Raw genomic sequence first — 13,431 nt, 5'->3', positions numbered from 1 at the left:
TTTCATTTGTCATTGGGATTTGGACATTGGGATTTTTATTCTTTGGCTTCATTATTTTCCTTAACATTATCTAAACATATACATTCCTTATTTCCCTATAGGGTGAATAGTTACAATTTTTCTTGACGGAATATTTTATTTATGCTACTCTGTAAATAGCATAACTTAATAATGCAGCAATATAAAACTGCCAATAGGCAGTATAATCTAAGGTTAGGTGCAAAGCAATGAATGATCAAAATCAATATTACGAAAACTATCCAGCAACGATAATAATTCTACGAAATATATTTGAGATCGTAATTTGGGGTATTGGTGTCCTATTATTAGTGAAATTCGGAAAGTGGGTAGTCATCTCATACCTCATATACTCTGCTCTAATGGTAGCTTGGATTATGCGGTTTAGGTGTAAGTATTGCTACTATTATGGAAAAACTTGCACTATTGGCTATGGAAAAGTTGCATCAATGTTCTTTGATAGAGGAGACAATGAAGAATTTCCTAAAAAGATTAAATACATTATTCCTGCAATATTAACTTGGATTTTACCTGTAATTGGTGGTGTTTTTCTTCTAATTCGTAATTTTTCAGTCATTATATTAATTTTGGTAGTAGTGTTCATAGTCTTTAGATTTGTCTTGAGCGAAAGAGTTTTGGTAAAATATGGTTGTCAGTTTTGCTACCAGAATCATGACTGCCCTGCATACCAATTGAAACATGGTCACAAGAAATAAGTAGCATGGCCGTGACATATTTCACCTAACAAATCGCTGCAGCCGACCGCCAAAGGCGGCGGCTGAGCTCAGTCGTTAGGCAAATAAAGGATGATGGGATGAAAAGAAAAATTAAAGTATATTTAGATACTTCCGTAATCTCGGCATATTTTGATGAAAGAAACCCCGAAAGGCAATCTCTAACTGAGCTCTTCTTTAAGAAGATAGAAATGTTTGAGTCCTATGTATCTGAGGTAGTTTTGGCTGAAATTGATGACACCAAAGATGTAGAATTAAGAAATAAGCTTAGGGAGAAAACGGTCTCTTTAAAGATTCTGCCAATTGATGAAGAAAGTAGAACCTTAGCTGATGAATATGTGAAGCATGAAGCTGTTCCTTCCGATTATTCAGAGGATGCGCTCCATATTGCTATTTCTACAATAAACGAGATTGATTATCTTTTGAGTTGGAATTTTGACCATATTGTTAAGGTTAAAACTCGAAGGATAGTAAATATGGTTAATACCTCTGCAGGTTATCCAGATTTGGAAATAATAACGCCTGCAGAACTATTGTGAGGAGATGGGACGTATGAAAGAAGAAGATAAGCTCTGGGAAAAGGTTAATAAAGATTTTCCTTACGATCCTGCTCTTCGAGAAGTGCATTATGCACGGCTGAGAATTCACGAGCAGACCAAAGGAATGACATCAAAGGAATTTGTGAGTTACATTAAGCGAAAAGCAAAGAAGGTTCTTGAGAAGAATACATAAAATGGGCCACAAAGAAGGAGTTATTTTGCCTAACCCTTCGCTGCAGCCGACCTCGCTTACGCTCCGCCGGCTGAGCTTGATCGTTAGACAGAGAAAAGGATAACACCATGCAGATAATATCTTACATAATGCTTGCATTTTTAGTCGGTGTAATAATTTCGATATATCTACCGATGAATAGCTCAGTATCAAGATACTTAGGATCTCCTATTACTGCAAATATATCATTTTTTATGGTTGCCTTTATAGCTTCCATCTTTATCTTTGCTTTCTTTGGAGATTATAAAACAGTCTTTAATATTAAGAAGGTTCCACCATACTTATATTTAACTGGGCTTGGAGCTGCTTTGATGGTTCTTGGGACAACTTTTCTTATCCCCAAAATAGGAGCAAGAAAGTTTTTTCTACTTGTAATGGCTGGCCAAATACTGATGGCAATGATAATAAGTCATTTTGGAGTATTGGAATCTCCAAAGGATACCATAACCTTTAAAAAAATCATTGGGGCAATATTAGTAGTCATGGGAGCAGTAATTTCACTTAAGTAGGGAATGTTGTCTAACAAATCGCTGCACCTGACCCTCACTTCGCTCGGGCAGGTGAGCTCGGACGTTAGGTGTTATTTTGATATTTGAGGTGAATGGAGTAAAATAAACGAGTGGTTAAGTGGCATCGTTTCGAACCATCGGACTTTGAATATGATTTTGAACAGGATGAACTTGCTGCACACCATGTGACATTTGAGGAGGCTGTGGAATGCTTCTTCTCTGACTATGAAGTGCGGCGGAACAAGCGATACCGTGATCGCTATCAACTGATAGGACGAAGTATCGGGGGACGTAAGCTCAAAATTATTTTTCAACTCAAACCGGGGAATATCATCCGTATAATCACAGGATGGCCAATATAACTTAAAAAGGAGGAACAATGAAAAAGAAACTTTCTGAAGAGGAAATTGACAAAATTGTAGCGGAACAAGCTGATAACGACTCGGCATGGGAAGAACCCATTCATGTTCGTAAAACAAAGCCAACTTCTTTATCTATCCCTGCAGAGATTGCTGGCCGGGCAGCTTTCTTAGCTAGGTTGCACAGAGAAGCAGGCATTGAAGAGTGGCTTATGCGCATTATTCGAGAGCGTATCGAAATAGAAGAAGTTGCTTTCGTTGAGGCGAAACATGATATAGCTGTGAAAGGGAACACCTAACCCATCGTTGCACCTGACCACGGCTATCGCTCGGCCAGGTGAGCTCAGTCGGTAGGGCTTTGGTATTTCAAGGTCTCTACAAATTTTATTATTGTAACTACAAGTTTCAAAAAACTTGACAAAAAGGGGGATTTGTCTTTAAAATAATTGAAAAATGTTAAGAGGATTTTTGGGAGGAATAGTTATCATGGGTTTGTTAAAGGGAGGATATGCAGCTACCTCAGCCTCTGCTTTACAAGTCATTGAGGCAAGTATAATGCCCACTAGACAGATAAATATAGATGAGGAGGGTAAGATTATTGAGATCTGGAGCAACAATAGTTCCAATGATTATAGGCTATGGCTTCAGGTAGGAAAAGGGCAATTAAGTGGAAGGAAGAGGGTTATGCTTAAAGATGTAAATAAAGAGATACCAGATGAAATAAAGGAGGAGTATAGGGATATACTTGAGCAATATGAAAAAATATCAGCTATTACTGATTACCACAAGGCAGGTCTGGTTTATAAATATATCCCTCCTTTGGTTTATAATACCCCATCTGATTAACCTATAATAGGCAGTATAATATTTCAGTATTTTCTAATTTTGATATTAAAATTTTTCTTGACGGGATATTTTATTTATGCTACTTTATAAATAGCCTAACTTAATAATGCAGTAATATAAAACTGCCAATAGGCAGTATAATCTAAGGTTAGGGCAAAAATAAGGAGGAACATTATGAAGGAAAAACTTACGGCAGTATTCGAGAAATCTCCGCAAGGATATATCGGGTATGTAGAAGAACTTCCTGGTGCTAACACACAGGGAGCGACTCTGGAAGAGGCCAAAATGAACTTAATTGAGGCAATTCAGTTGGTTATTGAAGCTAATCGTCAACTTGCAAAAGAGGATATTTTCGGGAAAGAAATAATAAGGGAACCATTAGGAACAATCACTGTATGAAACGACGAGATCTTATCCGTCATGTTGAAAATCATGGATGCGAATTTCTGCGTGAAGGTGGAAATCACACGGTATATGTCAACCGGAGAGAAAAGAAAGTGTCTACTATTCCTCGCCATCGAGAAATCGATCAGAACTTGTCGAATAAAATTTGTAGAGACCTTGGAATATCAAAGCCCTAATACCAGGATGTTATTTTTCAGTATTTTCTAATTTTGATATTAAAATTTTTCGTTGACAGGATATTTTATCTATGCTACTCTATAAATAGCATAACTTAATAATGCAGTAATATAAAACTGCTAATAGGCAGTATAATATAAGGTTAGACAAAATGTTCACTTCAGGGCAAAGAAGGAGGGGAAAATGTCAATTATACCAGCTTTTGAAATAGGTTTATGGAACGCCTGGATTTTCATGCTTTATTATTTCTTGCCAATGCCTTTACTGATGCTAATTCATAAAGGTCTGGCAAAAGAAGTACATGAGCCACATAGCGAGACTGAGAAGAAGCTCCATCCTGTTATGTGGATAATCTGGCTTCTTGCCGTCATATACTCTATTTTCTTGCCGTTACAGTTAGGGACGATATGGTTCTACATAGGTCTTCCCATTTCTATAGTAGGATTAATTACCTACACGATACCTATCGTGACTTTTGCTACTACCTCAATTAATAATGAACCGCTTACCAAAGGATTATACCGTTATTCAAGACATCCTATATACATCACTCAATTGGTGATGTTTATAGGGGTAGGCATAGCTTCGGCTTCGTGGGTTTTTCTACTGTTTTCGATTGTATATACAATTCTTTCGTTTGTTATTGCAATTCCTGAAGAACGGTTTTGCCTTGAGAAGTACGGCGACATCTATCGTGAATATATGAATAGGACCCCAAGATGGATAGGAATACCGAAATCGAGGGAAAGTGATTAATAAAGAGAGGGCCAAATCTATATTTTCAGTTAAAAGGATAAAAGCTATTTTTGTCTAACCAATTGTTGCACCTGACCCTCGTTTCGCTTGGGCAAGTGAGTTCTATCGTTAGGCATCAAGGGAAAAACTTAAACATACGAGGAGGATGAAAAATGGAAAAGGATGTTGAAATAAAGTTTGCTGATATTGGGGTTGAGGAAGAAGAGAGGTTTGCAGGGCAACATGTGGCTATAGTCGAGGGCAAGGTAGAGGGATGGGGAAGTAATGTCAAAGAGGCGTTTGATATGGCCAGAAGAAAGCTTCCTCAAAAAGGAAGTGAGGAAGTGTTGTTAAGGTTCATCCCAGAGGAAGGTTTGTTGGTTTTATGAAAAGCTACATCTTCTACTATCGGAAGGAAAAGACTAAAGAAGGTGAGATAATCTATAGGCCAGTAGCCTATGTGCATCTTAAAGGCAAGGATGGAAAGGGTATCTCTTTGACCCCTATATTGATTCAGGTGCAGACCTCTGTTTGTTCACAAGATCAGACTGCAATCTATTAGGATATGAATTGAAAGAGGGAAGGGAGAGACTTATTGGGGGAGTTTCTGGAGGCTTAATAAGGACATACATCCATCAGATTCTCTTGAGGATTGGAGAAATTGAACTTACGGCAGAGGTTGCTTTTGCAGAGTTAGAGGAGGTTCCAAGACTACTTGGCAGAAAGGATATTTTTAATCGCTTCCAGATAAACTTTGATGAGGATGAGCTAAAGATTTACTTTACTCCAAAGGAAAAAGGAGCCCACTAACCCTACCAGCAACCAAATTTTCCCGTTGTTTTTAGATAAAGGGAAGAGGCAGAATAATCAAGCTCGGGTATCTGGCCATCGTGATAATGGATAAAGTTATACCCCAAACTTATCCTTATATCTCTCTCTGGTTTATAACCCAGCTCGATAAATGGACTTATACCCAAACAAAATTGGTTTTCTTATAAATTCTTTTTAAGAAAATTCCAAATCTAACTAATAATGTCCAATATCCAAATCCAAATGTCCAATAAATGTCCAATGTCCAAGCCCCAATGTCCAATTCACCCCTAACGGGGTAAATGTCCAATTTCCAAATCCAAATATCCAATAATTTGTCATTGGGATTTGGGCATTGGGATTTATTATAATGATTGCTGGAAAACCAATTGCTTTTTAGTATATCACTATAAGGAGGCCTGTAGGCTAAAGCTATGAGTATCTTAGAGTCTGAAGAGAAGGTAGTGCGACCAGCCTTACCCCGATTAGCCTCGTAGCTATACTTACCATAGAATCAGCCTTTGTCTTAAGCAAATAGTCATAAGAGCGCCTGTTTTGTTAATCTTTCAAACAGAGGCTATTTCTACTTTAGGTCTAACTAATCTGGATTTTCTTACAGGAGCAAGTTTTTTAACCTTCACAAACACCAGTGGCTGCTCTTTTTCTTTCCTTGCCTTTGCTATTTTAAGATTTTCTTCTGCCAGTTCCCGATCATATTCAGGTAGAATCACCACTATCGCATCCTTAGGTATACGCTTCTCAAGTTCAGGATGCTCTAAAACATACCTGTTAAACTCTGTGGTAAGCTCTAAATTTTTCTCAAATAGTTCCTGTTTGTTCATTGCTTCATCTCCTTTTCATATCTTTGACGATACCACAGATGTCAAAAATGCTATAAAACTTGTTTCACCCACTTTTCATTTTTTAAAAATAGCATAAAACAAAGTGTTTAGTCAAGGTATTTAATGAACTTATGTTGAAAAGGGGATGGAAACAAATTTCCAACAACCTATTTACACTTCACAAAAGAACAATTACCAATATTTTCCTTCTCATCCCTTACTTTTTCAGCATAATGCCACAAGGCTTCTTCTATCATTGCCTTATTTACCTTACAGGCAACATCGTGGGTATATTTGATTATCTCATCAGAGGCGTTAGGATTTTCCTTTATTGTGAACCTTCCAACAGGACAACCTCCACCACAGATATACCTTAATTTACACCTTTTGCAGCTATCTGAATTATCTATATTTATAACCTCCAGCATCATCTTTACAACCTTCTTGTCTGGATATTCGTCATCTGAAAAGACATTGCCCAGTTTATATCTTTTAATCCCCACAAGATAAATGCAGGCATATATATCACCGTTTACATCAAGAACAGGCGTATTTCCGTGTGGTGCTCCACAACACCATATATTCCTCTCGTCTGGTCTTATCCTTTCAAGGTATCCATTCAAGGGAAAGATGTTTTTCTTATCCCAAATATTGCTTCTTACTAAATCCCTTAGCCCCTTTGCTACTACATCAGGGTCAGGTAAAAGCGATTTGGGCAAGATATTTTCGTCTGAGGTAACCGCATTAACTGAAACAAATGCAGAGCCTGCACCCCCTATTTCTTTATGATGCCTTGAAATCTCTTCTATGTAATCCATATTATGTGAGGTTAGGGTTGCGCGAAGTGCAACCTCTAAACCAGCCCTTCTTATCTTTTCAATATTTTTTACAATATTATCGTATGAGCCTTTTTTATTTCTATAGGGTCTAGTGAGGTTATGAAGCCCTTTTGGCCCATCAATATCGCATAAAAATGTTATGTTATATCTCTTTGCCCATTCAATCAGGTCTTTGGGTAATAGGGTAAGATTGCTGGTTAAATGATATTTTATTTGCAGTTTCGGATGCCCTTTTTTTACCTTATCCTCACAATAAATGATAACCTTCTTTGCTAATGGCCAGTTTAAAAGTGGCTCACCGCCAAAAAAGACAACCTCAAGATTCCCTCCCTCTATTATTGCCTTTGACAATTTATCAATCCCTCTATAGGCAACCTCTTCTTTCATCATAAGGTTTTCTGATTTTTTATAGGTCTTTTCTCCGTTTAAGCAATAGACACATCCCAAATTACAACCTTGGGAAAGAAGCAGATAAAGGGAAAGCCCTGATGTTTTTGAACCCTCAGGATTATTTGTCTTTATCCGATAATCCTCTTTGTCATTGTCTTCAACAATGATATTATGATAAAGCAAAAGTTCAAGAAGCCTCTTATCCCTTATGTTATTGACATCCTCTAAAAGGCTTAAGATATGCTCTTTTCCCTTATCAATCAGGATAGGCTTAATCCGGCCGCCGTTTAATAATAAAAGCGAGTTATTTCTTCTAAATTTTATCAGGTGTTTGGTGAGGGTCATGTTTAGTTATATCCTAATGTTATGTAAAAATAGCTGTCCATGCGGTGCACCCCTACACATCAGCCTCATCTCATCAGGCCTGCTACTGTGCAAATTACGCACCTTGTTGTGCAACCTACTGTGCAACTTTTTGTGCAACCATATGTGCAACTTGTTGTGCAACCTGTGCAACCTCCTGTGCAACCTACTGTGCAACTTACTGTGCACTTCCAAAAACATATAAAAGAACCTGTGCAACTTGTTATGCAACCTACTGTGCAACTTGCTGTGCAGCTTTTTATGCAACTTGCTGTGCAACCTACTGTGCAACCTGTTGTGCAACCTGTGCAACTTGCTGTGCAGCCTATACAAAGTGCGCACATTTTCCCTGCAATTGCCACATCTATGGCATATAGACCATTATCCCTACTTCTCACATACATTACACCATCTTCTCCTATTGCGGGAGAGTAGTACACATCGCCTCCAGTAAGATATTTCCACCTTAGCGTTCCATCAGGGTTTATGGCATATAAATTTTTATAACTTCCCACATAGATTACACCATCTTCTCCTATTGCAGGAGAAGATGCCACATTGCCTTGAGTAAGATATTTCCACCTTAGCGTTCCATCAGGGTTTATGGCATATAGATTTTTATCCCAACTTCCCACATAGATTACACCATCCTCTCCTATTGCGGGAGATTTCACACCGCCCCTAGTAAGATATTTCCACTTTAGCCTTCCATCAGGGTTTATGGCATATAGGTTACTATCCCCACTTCCCACATAGATTACACCATCCTCTCCTATTGCAGGAGAAGATTCCACATGGTATTCAGTAGAATATTTCCACCTTAGCGTTCCATCAGGGTTTATGGCATATAGATTATTATCACAACTTCCCACATAGATTACACCATCCTCTCCGATTGCAGGAGATGACCACACCTCACCTTTAGTACAATATTTCCACTTTAGCTTTCCATCAGGGTTGATGGCATATAAATTTTTATAACTTCCCACATAGATTACACCATCCTCTCCTATTGCAGGAGAACATTCCATCCGGTCTCCAGTAAAATATTTCCACCTTAGCGTTCCATCAGGGTTTATGGCATATAAATTTTTATAACTTCCCACATAGATTACACCATCCTCTCCTATTGCAGGAGAAGATTCCACATTGCATTCAGTAACATATTCCCACCTTAGCGTTCCATCAGGGTTTATGGCATATAAATTGTCATAACTTCCCACATAGATTACACCATCCTCTCCTATTGCAGGAGAGGAATTCACATTGCCTCCAGTAGGATATTTCCATTTCACAGGATTTGGGATTTCTTCTGCAAATACCCTTTCACTCCCCAAGACAGGCAGAAGGGATAAGACTTCATAGCCTACACCTGCCAAAATAAACTTCCCTGTTTTTTCTAAGAATTCCCTCCTATTGCACTTTGCAGACATAAAAAGCCCACATTCCTTACATTTTTCTCCTTTCCTTTCGTTTTTCATTTAACCTCTCTCTTTAAGGAATATCCTTGTAGTCTCTCTTGTACCCATAGATTGACCAATGTCTCTATTGAAATTCCTTCATTCTGATAAGCTTTTTGCATAAGTTTATCCAGCCTATCAGAAAGGGTAATTACATATTCATGGGTTGGACAAGATGCAATATTGTATTCAACGGGTGTTAGATATTCTGCATAATCTGTAACATCATGATTTTCCCAAAAATTGGATAAATCCTCAAAGGATTTAAACTCCTCTGGCAATTTTTCCTTTTTATTGTTTTTTCTCATATCTATTTCTCTCTTTTTGTGTCATATCTCTAGCTGTATTTATCAAAATCCGATTATCCTTTTTATAAATAAAGAAAGTAGCAAGATATCTTCCGCTCTCTGTCCTTCCAAAAGCCACATAAACATTTTCTCCCTTTATCTTGCCTTTCTCAATCCGTTCTATACGAGGATGTTTCTTAAAAACTTCTTTTACCTCCTCTATCTCAATATGATGCTTCCATTTCAGCTTATCTACTACATCCCTACGCCAGATGTAGCCTTTAATCTTCACTGGCTATATTTTTAGGCTCTTCACGGAATATAACGGGTAAATAATATTTTTAAGAAAGATTATCTTAAGGGTTATTAGGATGTCAAGGATTTTTTGTGCTGAAGATATGGAAATAAGGAAAGAGGCCGACATAGAGAAGGTAATATTATTCTTGTATGTGTTTAAGCTTCCTCATTAAAGAGCCAGAAATCGCTTTGTTTAATTGTAAATTTTAAATTGTAAATTTTAAATTGTAAATTTTTTCTTAAATTAAAAAATCTACATCAAAATTTCAACATTTCTCTTTCATTTTACAATTTGCAATCTAGCCTTTGCAATTTACAATGTTTAGCTTTAGCTAAACACATACCCTACCAGCAACCAAATTTTCCCGTTGTTTTTAGATAAAGGGAAGAGGCAGAATAATCAAGCTCTGGTATCTGGCCATCGTGATAATGGATAAAGTTATATCCCAGACTTATCCTTATATCTCTATCTGGTTTATAACCCAGTTCTATAAATGGATTTATACCCAAACAAAATTGGTTTTTAAGTAAATTCTTTTTAAGAAAATTCCAAATCTAACTAATAATGTCCAATATCCAAATCCAAATGTCCAATAAATGTCCAATGTCCAAGCCCCAATGTCCAATATCAGATTTTAAGCATTGGTCATTGGGATTTGGGATTTTGTTTGTCATTGGGATTTGGGCATTGGGATTTATTATAATGATTACTGGAAAACCAATTGCTTTTTAGTATATCATTATAAGGAGGTCTGTAGGCCAAAGCGATGAGTATTTTAGAGTCTAAAGAAAAAGTAGTGCGACCAGCCTTATTCCGATTAGCCTCGTAGCTATACTCACCATAAGTGCTTAAGCCAGAAGCACATTCGCGCTGAATGTTTGCGATAAAGGAAAGCTCAGAGCTTGAAGAATGAGAAACATCTCCCTTGTCTTCTATACTACTTATATTATGACTGCATTTTACCTGGGTGTTTAAACCATTAGTGGGTTGAAGGCTAAACTCTCCACCTATAGACTTAATGGAAGTATTAGAAGGGTCACTACGGGTATATTGGGCATAGGTTTTTAGGTTATTGAGGGGTTTGTAATTAAAGGCAAGGATAAGGTTATTACTGATCAGATAGAGGGCTAGATGTGATTTGGTATAAAATTCAGGGGCAAAAAATTTATAATGCAGTAAAATAAAAACCGCTAATAGGCAGTATAATATCAGGATGTTATTTTTCAGTATTTTCTAATTTTGATATTAAAATTTTTCTTGACAGGATATTTTATTTATGCTACTCTATAAATAGCCTAACTCATAATGCAGTAATATAAAACTGCCAATAGGCAGTATAATCTAAGGTTAGGCTTATATATACTATAATTACAACGGGAGGATGATTATCTATGTTTGAGGTTGAATATTTAACTGGCAAGAACGGCCATCAAAAGGCGGTTGTAATTCCTATTAAAGTGTGGAGACAGATAATTCCGAAAGATGACATTTCTATTGAAGAATTATCTGAAGAAATGGAAGATTACTGTTTAAACAAAGCAATGGATGAAGCTCAGAAAACTCCTTTGTTGAATCGCAAAGAAGCGTTAGCTTATTTAGAGAAAGAGTCAAGGTGAAAGTTCTGTATCGTGAATTATTTCTGAAAGACCTTAAAAAGTTAAGAAAACAACCCATTTATGAACAGATTGTTGAGTTTGCTTTTACAACTTTACCAAAGATTAAAACATTACGAGAGGTCTCTGGTGTTAAAGCAATGAGGAGACATCCAAAACGTTATCGTATTCGTATCAGTAATTATCGCATGGGAATAGAAGTCAAAGGTGATACTATTGAAATAATGCGGGTTTTACATAGAGGAGAATTTTATCGATATTTCCCTTAGGAATCCGAAAGCCTAACAAGTCGTTGGAGCGGACGTGCTAACGCACGCCGCTCAACTCAATCGTTAGCAGGTATGACAACTATGAAGAGATGGATAGTTTTTGATGCTATGGGGGTAATTTTTGAGGTTGGAGATGACACGAATGACCTGCTAGTTCCATTTGTTCAGCAGCGTCACAAAGTCTCAAAGGAACGTATCAACGAGTTATACATAGAGGCCAGTCTGGGGCGGATAACCTCCGAACGATTCTGGAACGAAGTTGGTCTGGGCACCTACTATCCGGCGATTCAAACTGAATACCTTGATACGTGCCTGACGCTTGATAGGGAGTTTCCCATTGTCGTGGAAAGGCTCGCCGCGCGATACTTCCTCGGTTTGCTCTCGAATGATGTGGGCGAGTGGTCTGTCTACTTGATGAAGAAGCACTCTCTTGAGTTCTTCGATGTCGTCGTGGTTAGTGGTTTCGTCGGCTACCGAAAGCCTGACCTGAAAATCTACGAGATCTTCTTGCAGGAAGCAAAAGCGACAGCCGGCTCATGTGTCTTTGTCGACGACAGACACAAGAATCTCCGAACAGCAAAAACGTTGGGATTCAAGACCATTCACTTTGAAAGAACACCGGAACTGAACACGTTCACTCCTGACGCTCGAATAAGGTCATTTGTGGAATTGGAGGAAAAGACCAGAAGAATCTGCTAACAAGTCGTTGCAGCGGACGGCGAGGGACTGTGCCGTGATTGAAAGTTTTGTAGTATTTCAATAGGTAATCGTGTTTACAAAGTTTAGTGGCAATCCCCCCCGCCGCCGCTGAACTCGTCGTTAGGCAATAAATATTTCATTTTAGAGGCACCATATGCACGTTTATATTCTTTTTGCCCATCCAAGCAAGAAGTCCTTCAACAAAGAGGTTCTTGAGGCATTTACTCGAGGTCTTAGTGACAGTGGACACACTTATGAGATTGGCGATTTATATGAGATGGACTTTATCTCGGAAATGGATGTTGATCAGTACGAACGTGAAGTTGGACTTGACCCTGAAGCACCCATACCGAAAGATATCAAGATAGAGCAGGAAAAAATCGATAGGGCTGATGCTTTAGCTTTTATATATCCGGTCTGGTGGAGTGATTGCCCTGCAAAGCTAAAGGGCTGGTTCGATAGAGTGCTTACATATGGATATGCTTACTTTTATGATAAGAACGAGGAACGATACACAAAGATTGATATCAAGAAGACTATTGTTATTTGTTCGGCTGGGCATACATTGGAACACCTCGAGGAAACCGGAATTGCAGAGAGCATGAAACAAATCATGCTTAATGATAGGCTTCTTGGGGTAGGAGTGAAGGAAGCGAGGATGGAAATTCTTGGAGGGATGATGCCAAAAGATGATATGTATCGGCAAGAGAACCTTAAAAAAGCTTATAATCTTGGTAAGAACCTATGAAGAAGCAATTGCCTAACCCATCGCTTCCCCTGACCACGGCTATCGCTCGGGCAGGTGAGCTTAATCGTTATCTGCACCATCCCACTACCCTACCAGCAACCAAATTTTCCCGTTGTTTTTAGATAAAGGGAAGAGGCAGAATAATCAAGCTCGGGTATCTGGCCATCGTGATAATGGATAAAGTTATACCCCAGACTTATCCTTATATCTTTTTCTGGTTTATAACCCAGTTCTAAAAATGGACTTACCTTATAGTCAT

23 protein-coding genes are annotated in these 13,431 nt (G+C 38.0%); 16 read left to right on the top strand and 7 right to left on the bottom strand.

The features are described 5' to 3' along the window. Nucleotides 1-227: 227 nt before the first annotated feature. The 12 genes from AB1630_05805 (at nucleotide 228) to AB1630_05750 (ending at nucleotide 5,364) form a co-directional block, all read left to right on the top strand. Nucleotides 228-734, top strand: a complete 507-nt coding sequence (locus AB1630_05805; protein MEW6103318.1) for a hypothetical protein — start codon at nucleotides 228-230, stop codon at nucleotides 732-734. 98 nt (nucleotides 735-832) lie between these two features. Further along, complete coding sequence (locus AB1630_05800; protein MEW6103317.1) at nucleotides 833-1,291, top strand: PIN domain-containing protein; 459 nt, start codon at nucleotides 833-835, stop codon at nucleotides 1,289-1,291. A 13-nt stretch (nucleotides 1,292-1,304) separates the two neighbouring features. After that, a complete protein-coding gene (locus tag AB1630_05795; GenBank protein ID MEW6103316.1) occupies nucleotides 1,305-1,484 on the top strand; it encodes a hypothetical protein in 180 nt (59 codons plus the stop codon). Nucleotides 1,485-1,591: 107 nt separating this feature from the next. Further along, complete coding sequence (locus tag AB1630_05790) at nucleotides 1,592-2,032, top strand: DMT family transporter (protein MEW6103315.1); 441 nt, start codon at nucleotides 1,592-1,594, stop codon at nucleotides 2,030-2,032. Between the two features lie 379 nt (nucleotides 2,033-2,411). Next, a complete protein-coding gene (locus AB1630_05785; GenBank protein MEW6103314.1) occupies nucleotides 2,412-2,690 on the top strand; it encodes a hypothetical protein in 279 nt (92 codons plus the stop codon). Between the two features lie 154 nt (nucleotides 2,691-2,844). Continuing rightward, nucleotides 2,845-3,237 carry a hypothetical protein gene (locus tag AB1630_05780; GenBank protein ID MEW6103313.1) on the top strand — a complete coding sequence of 131 codons (393 nt, stop codon included), beginning with the start codon at nucleotides 2,845-2,847 and terminating at the stop codon, nucleotides 3,235-3,237. Nucleotides 3,238-3,411: 174 nt separating this feature from the next. Further along, the gene (locus tag AB1630_05775; protein MEW6103312.1) at nucleotides 3,412-3,636 is read left to right on the top strand and encodes a type II toxin-antitoxin system HicB family antitoxin; all 225 of its coding nucleotides are present in this window, start codon (nucleotides 3,412-3,414) and stop codon (nucleotides 3,634-3,636) included. Then, complete coding sequence (locus AB1630_05770) at nucleotides 3,633-3,818, top strand: type II toxin-antitoxin system HicA family toxin (GenBank protein ID MEW6103311.1); 186 nt, start codon at nucleotides 3,633-3,635, stop codon at nucleotides 3,816-3,818. The genes AB1630_05775 and AB1630_05770 overlap by 4 nt, the downstream gene beginning before the upstream one ends. 184 nt (nucleotides 3,819-4,002) lie before the next feature. After that, nucleotides 4,003-4,575 (top strand): isoprenylcysteine carboxylmethyltransferase family protein, encoded by a 573-nt coding sequence (locus tag AB1630_05765; GenBank protein MEW6103310.1) that lies wholly within the window; start codon nucleotides 4,003-4,005, stop codon nucleotides 4,573-4,575. Nucleotides 4,576-4,727: 152 nt separating this feature from the next. Then, nucleotides 4,728-4,943 carry a DUF5678 domain-containing protein gene (locus AB1630_05760; protein ID MEW6103309.1) on the top strand — a complete coding sequence of 72 codons (216 nt, stop codon included), beginning with the start codon at nucleotides 4,728-4,730 and terminating at the stop codon, nucleotides 4,941-4,943. Beyond that, nucleotides 4,940-5,116, top strand: a complete 177-nt coding sequence (locus AB1630_05755; protein MEW6103308.1) for a hypothetical protein — start codon at nucleotides 4,940-4,942, stop codon at nucleotides 5,114-5,116. Before AB1630_05760 ends, AB1630_05755 begins: the two co-directional genes overlap by 4 nt. A gap of 8 nt (nucleotides 5,117-5,124) precedes the next feature. After that, entirely contained in the window at nucleotides 5,125-5,364 is a 240-nt protein-coding gene (locus tag AB1630_05750) for a hypothetical protein (GenBank protein MEW6103307.1), read from the top strand. A 2-nt stretch (nucleotides 5,365-5,366) separates the two neighbouring features. Here AB1630_05750 and AB1630_05745 read toward each other — a convergent pair whose 3' ends face one another. The 7 genes from AB1630_05745 to AB1630_05715 all read right to left on the bottom strand — a co-directional run bounded on the left by AB1630_05745 (nucleotide 5,367) and on the right by AB1630_05715 (nucleotide 10,352). Beyond that, nucleotides 5,367-5,531, bottom strand: coding sequence for a hypothetical protein (locus tag AB1630_05745; GenBank protein ID MEW6103306.1), 165 nt, complete (start codon nucleotides 5,529-5,531; stop codon nucleotides 5,367-5,369). 399 nt (nucleotides 5,532-5,930) lie between these two features. Next, complete coding sequence (locus AB1630_05740; protein MEW6103305.1) at nucleotides 5,931-6,206, bottom strand: DUF5647 family protein; 276 nt, start codon at nucleotides 6,204-6,206, stop codon at nucleotides 5,931-5,933. Nucleotides 6,207-6,373: 167 nt separating this feature from the next. Then, nucleotides 6,374-7,780, bottom strand: coding sequence for a radical SAM protein (locus AB1630_05735; protein ID MEW6103304.1), 1,407 nt, complete (start codon nucleotides 7,778-7,780; stop codon nucleotides 6,374-6,376). Between the two features lie 65 nt (nucleotides 7,781-7,845). Further along, nucleotides 7,846-9,279 (bottom strand): PQQ-binding-like beta-propeller repeat protein, encoded by a 1,434-nt coding sequence (locus AB1630_05730; GenBank protein MEW6103303.1) that lies wholly within the window; start codon nucleotides 9,277-9,279, stop codon nucleotides 7,846-7,848. Further along, nucleotides 9,276-9,566, bottom strand: a complete 291-nt coding sequence (locus AB1630_05725; GenBank protein MEW6103302.1) for a CopG family antitoxin — start codon at nucleotides 9,564-9,566, stop codon at nucleotides 9,276-9,278. The genes AB1630_05730 and AB1630_05725 overlap by 4 nt, the downstream gene beginning before the upstream one ends. Then, nucleotides 9,550-9,837 carry a BrnT family toxin gene (locus tag AB1630_05720; GenBank protein ID MEW6103301.1) on the bottom strand — a complete coding sequence of 96 codons (288 nt, stop codon included), beginning with the start codon at nucleotides 9,835-9,837 and terminating at the stop codon, nucleotides 9,550-9,552. The genes AB1630_05725 and AB1630_05720 overlap by 17 nt, the downstream gene beginning before the upstream one ends. A 350-nt stretch (nucleotides 9,838-10,187) precedes the next feature. After that, complete coding sequence (locus AB1630_05715) at nucleotides 10,188-10,352, bottom strand: hypothetical protein (protein MEW6103300.1); 165 nt, start codon at nucleotides 10,350-10,352, stop codon at nucleotides 10,188-10,190. 882 nt (nucleotides 10,353-11,234) lie between these two features. Between AB1630_05715 and AB1630_05710 the strand changes: the two genes are divergently transcribed. The 4 genes from AB1630_05710 to AB1630_05695 all read left to right on the top strand — a co-directional run bounded on the left by AB1630_05710 (nucleotide 11,235) and on the right by AB1630_05695 (nucleotide 13,172). Continuing rightward, complete coding sequence (locus AB1630_05710) at nucleotides 11,235-11,459, top strand: hypothetical protein (GenBank protein ID MEW6103299.1); 225 nt, start codon at nucleotides 11,235-11,237, stop codon at nucleotides 11,457-11,459. Beyond that, nucleotides 11,456-11,725 carry a type II toxin-antitoxin system RelE/ParE family toxin gene (locus AB1630_05705; protein ID MEW6103298.1) on the top strand — a complete coding sequence of 90 codons (270 nt, stop codon included), beginning with the start codon at nucleotides 11,456-11,458 and terminating at the stop codon, nucleotides 11,723-11,725. Before AB1630_05710 ends, AB1630_05705 begins: the two co-directional genes overlap by 4 nt. 81 nt (nucleotides 11,726-11,806) lie before the next feature. Then, nucleotides 11,807-12,424 carry an HAD-IA family hydrolase gene (locus AB1630_05700; GenBank protein ID MEW6103297.1) on the top strand — a complete coding sequence of 206 codons (618 nt, stop codon included), beginning with the start codon at nucleotides 11,807-11,809 and terminating at the stop codon, nucleotides 12,422-12,424. A 154-nt stretch (nucleotides 12,425-12,578) separates the two neighbouring features. Next, on the top strand, nucleotides 12,579-13,172 hold the full coding sequence (locus AB1630_05695) for an NAD(P)H-dependent oxidoreductase (protein MEW6103296.1): 594 nt from the start codon (nucleotides 12,579-12,581) through the stop codon (nucleotides 13,170-13,172). The last annotated feature ends 259 nt before the right edge of the window (nucleotides 13,173-13,431 follow it).

It is taken from the genome of bacterium, assembly GCA_040753555.1.
Classification (GTDB): Bacteria; UBA9089; UBA9088; order UBA9088; family UBA9088; genus JBFLYE01.
This window is presented reverse-complemented; position numbering and strand designations above follow the sequence as displayed.

Coding starts and splice junctions, on each gene's coding strand:
- AB1630_05805 (MEW6103318.1), top strand. CDS start 228: ATGAATGATCAAAATCAATATTACGAAAACTATCCAGCAACGATAATA.
- AB1630_05800 (MEW6103317.1), top strand. CDS start 833: ATGAAAAGAAAAATTAAAGTATATTTAGATACTTCCGTAATCTCGGCA.
- AB1630_05795 (MEW6103316.1), top strand. CDS start 1,305: ATGAAAGAAGAAGATAAGCTCTGGGAAAAGGTTAATAAAGATTTTCCT.
- AB1630_05790 (MEW6103315.1), top strand. CDS start 1,592: ATGCAGATAATATCTTACATAATGCTTGCATTTTTAGTCGGTGTAATA.
- AB1630_05785 (MEW6103314.1), top strand. CDS start 2,412: ATGAAAAAGAAACTTTCTGAAGAGGAAATTGACAAAATTGTAGCGGAA.
- AB1630_05780 (MEW6103313.1), top strand. CDS start 2,845: ATGTTAAGAGGATTTTTGGGAGGAATAGTTATCATGGGTTTGTTAAAG.
- AB1630_05775 (MEW6103312.1), top strand. CDS start 3,412: ATGAAGGAAAAACTTACGGCAGTATTCGAGAAATCTCCGCAAGGATAT.
- AB1630_05770 (MEW6103311.1), top strand. CDS start 3,633: ATGAAACGACGAGATCTTATCCGTCATGTTGAAAATCATGGATGCGAA.
- AB1630_05765 (MEW6103310.1), top strand. CDS start 4,003: ATGTCAATTATACCAGCTTTTGAAATAGGTTTATGGAACGCCTGGATT.
- AB1630_05760 (MEW6103309.1), top strand. CDS start 4,728: ATGGAAAAGGATGTTGAAATAAAGTTTGCTGATATTGGGGTTGAGGAA.
- AB1630_05755 (MEW6103308.1), top strand. CDS start 4,940: ATGAAAAGCTACATCTTCTACTATCGGAAGGAAAAGACTAAAGAAGGT.
- AB1630_05740 (MEW6103305.1), bottom strand. CDS start 6,206: ATGAACAAACAGGAACTATTTGAGAAAAATTTAGAGCTTACCACAGAG.
- AB1630_05735 (MEW6103304.1), bottom strand. CDS start 7,780: ATGACCCTCACCAAACACCTGATAAAATTTAGAAGAAATAACTCGCTT.
- AB1630_05730 (MEW6103303.1), bottom strand. CDS start 9,279: ATGAAAAACGAAAGGAAAGGAGAAAAATGTAAGGAATGTGGGCTTTTT.
- AB1630_05725 (MEW6103302.1), bottom strand. CDS start 9,566: ATGAGAAAAAACAATAAAAAGGAAAAATTGCCAGAGGAGTTTAAATCC.
- AB1630_05710 (MEW6103299.1), top strand. CDS start 11,235: ATGTTTGAGGTTGAATATTTAACTGGCAAGAACGGCCATCAAAAGGCG.
- AB1630_05700 (MEW6103297.1), top strand. CDS start 11,807: ATGAAGAGATGGATAGTTTTTGATGCTATGGGGGTAATTTTTGAGGTT.
- AB1630_05695 (MEW6103296.1), top strand. CDS start 12,579: ATGCACGTTTATATTCTTTTTGCCCATCCAAGCAAGAAGTCCTTCAAC.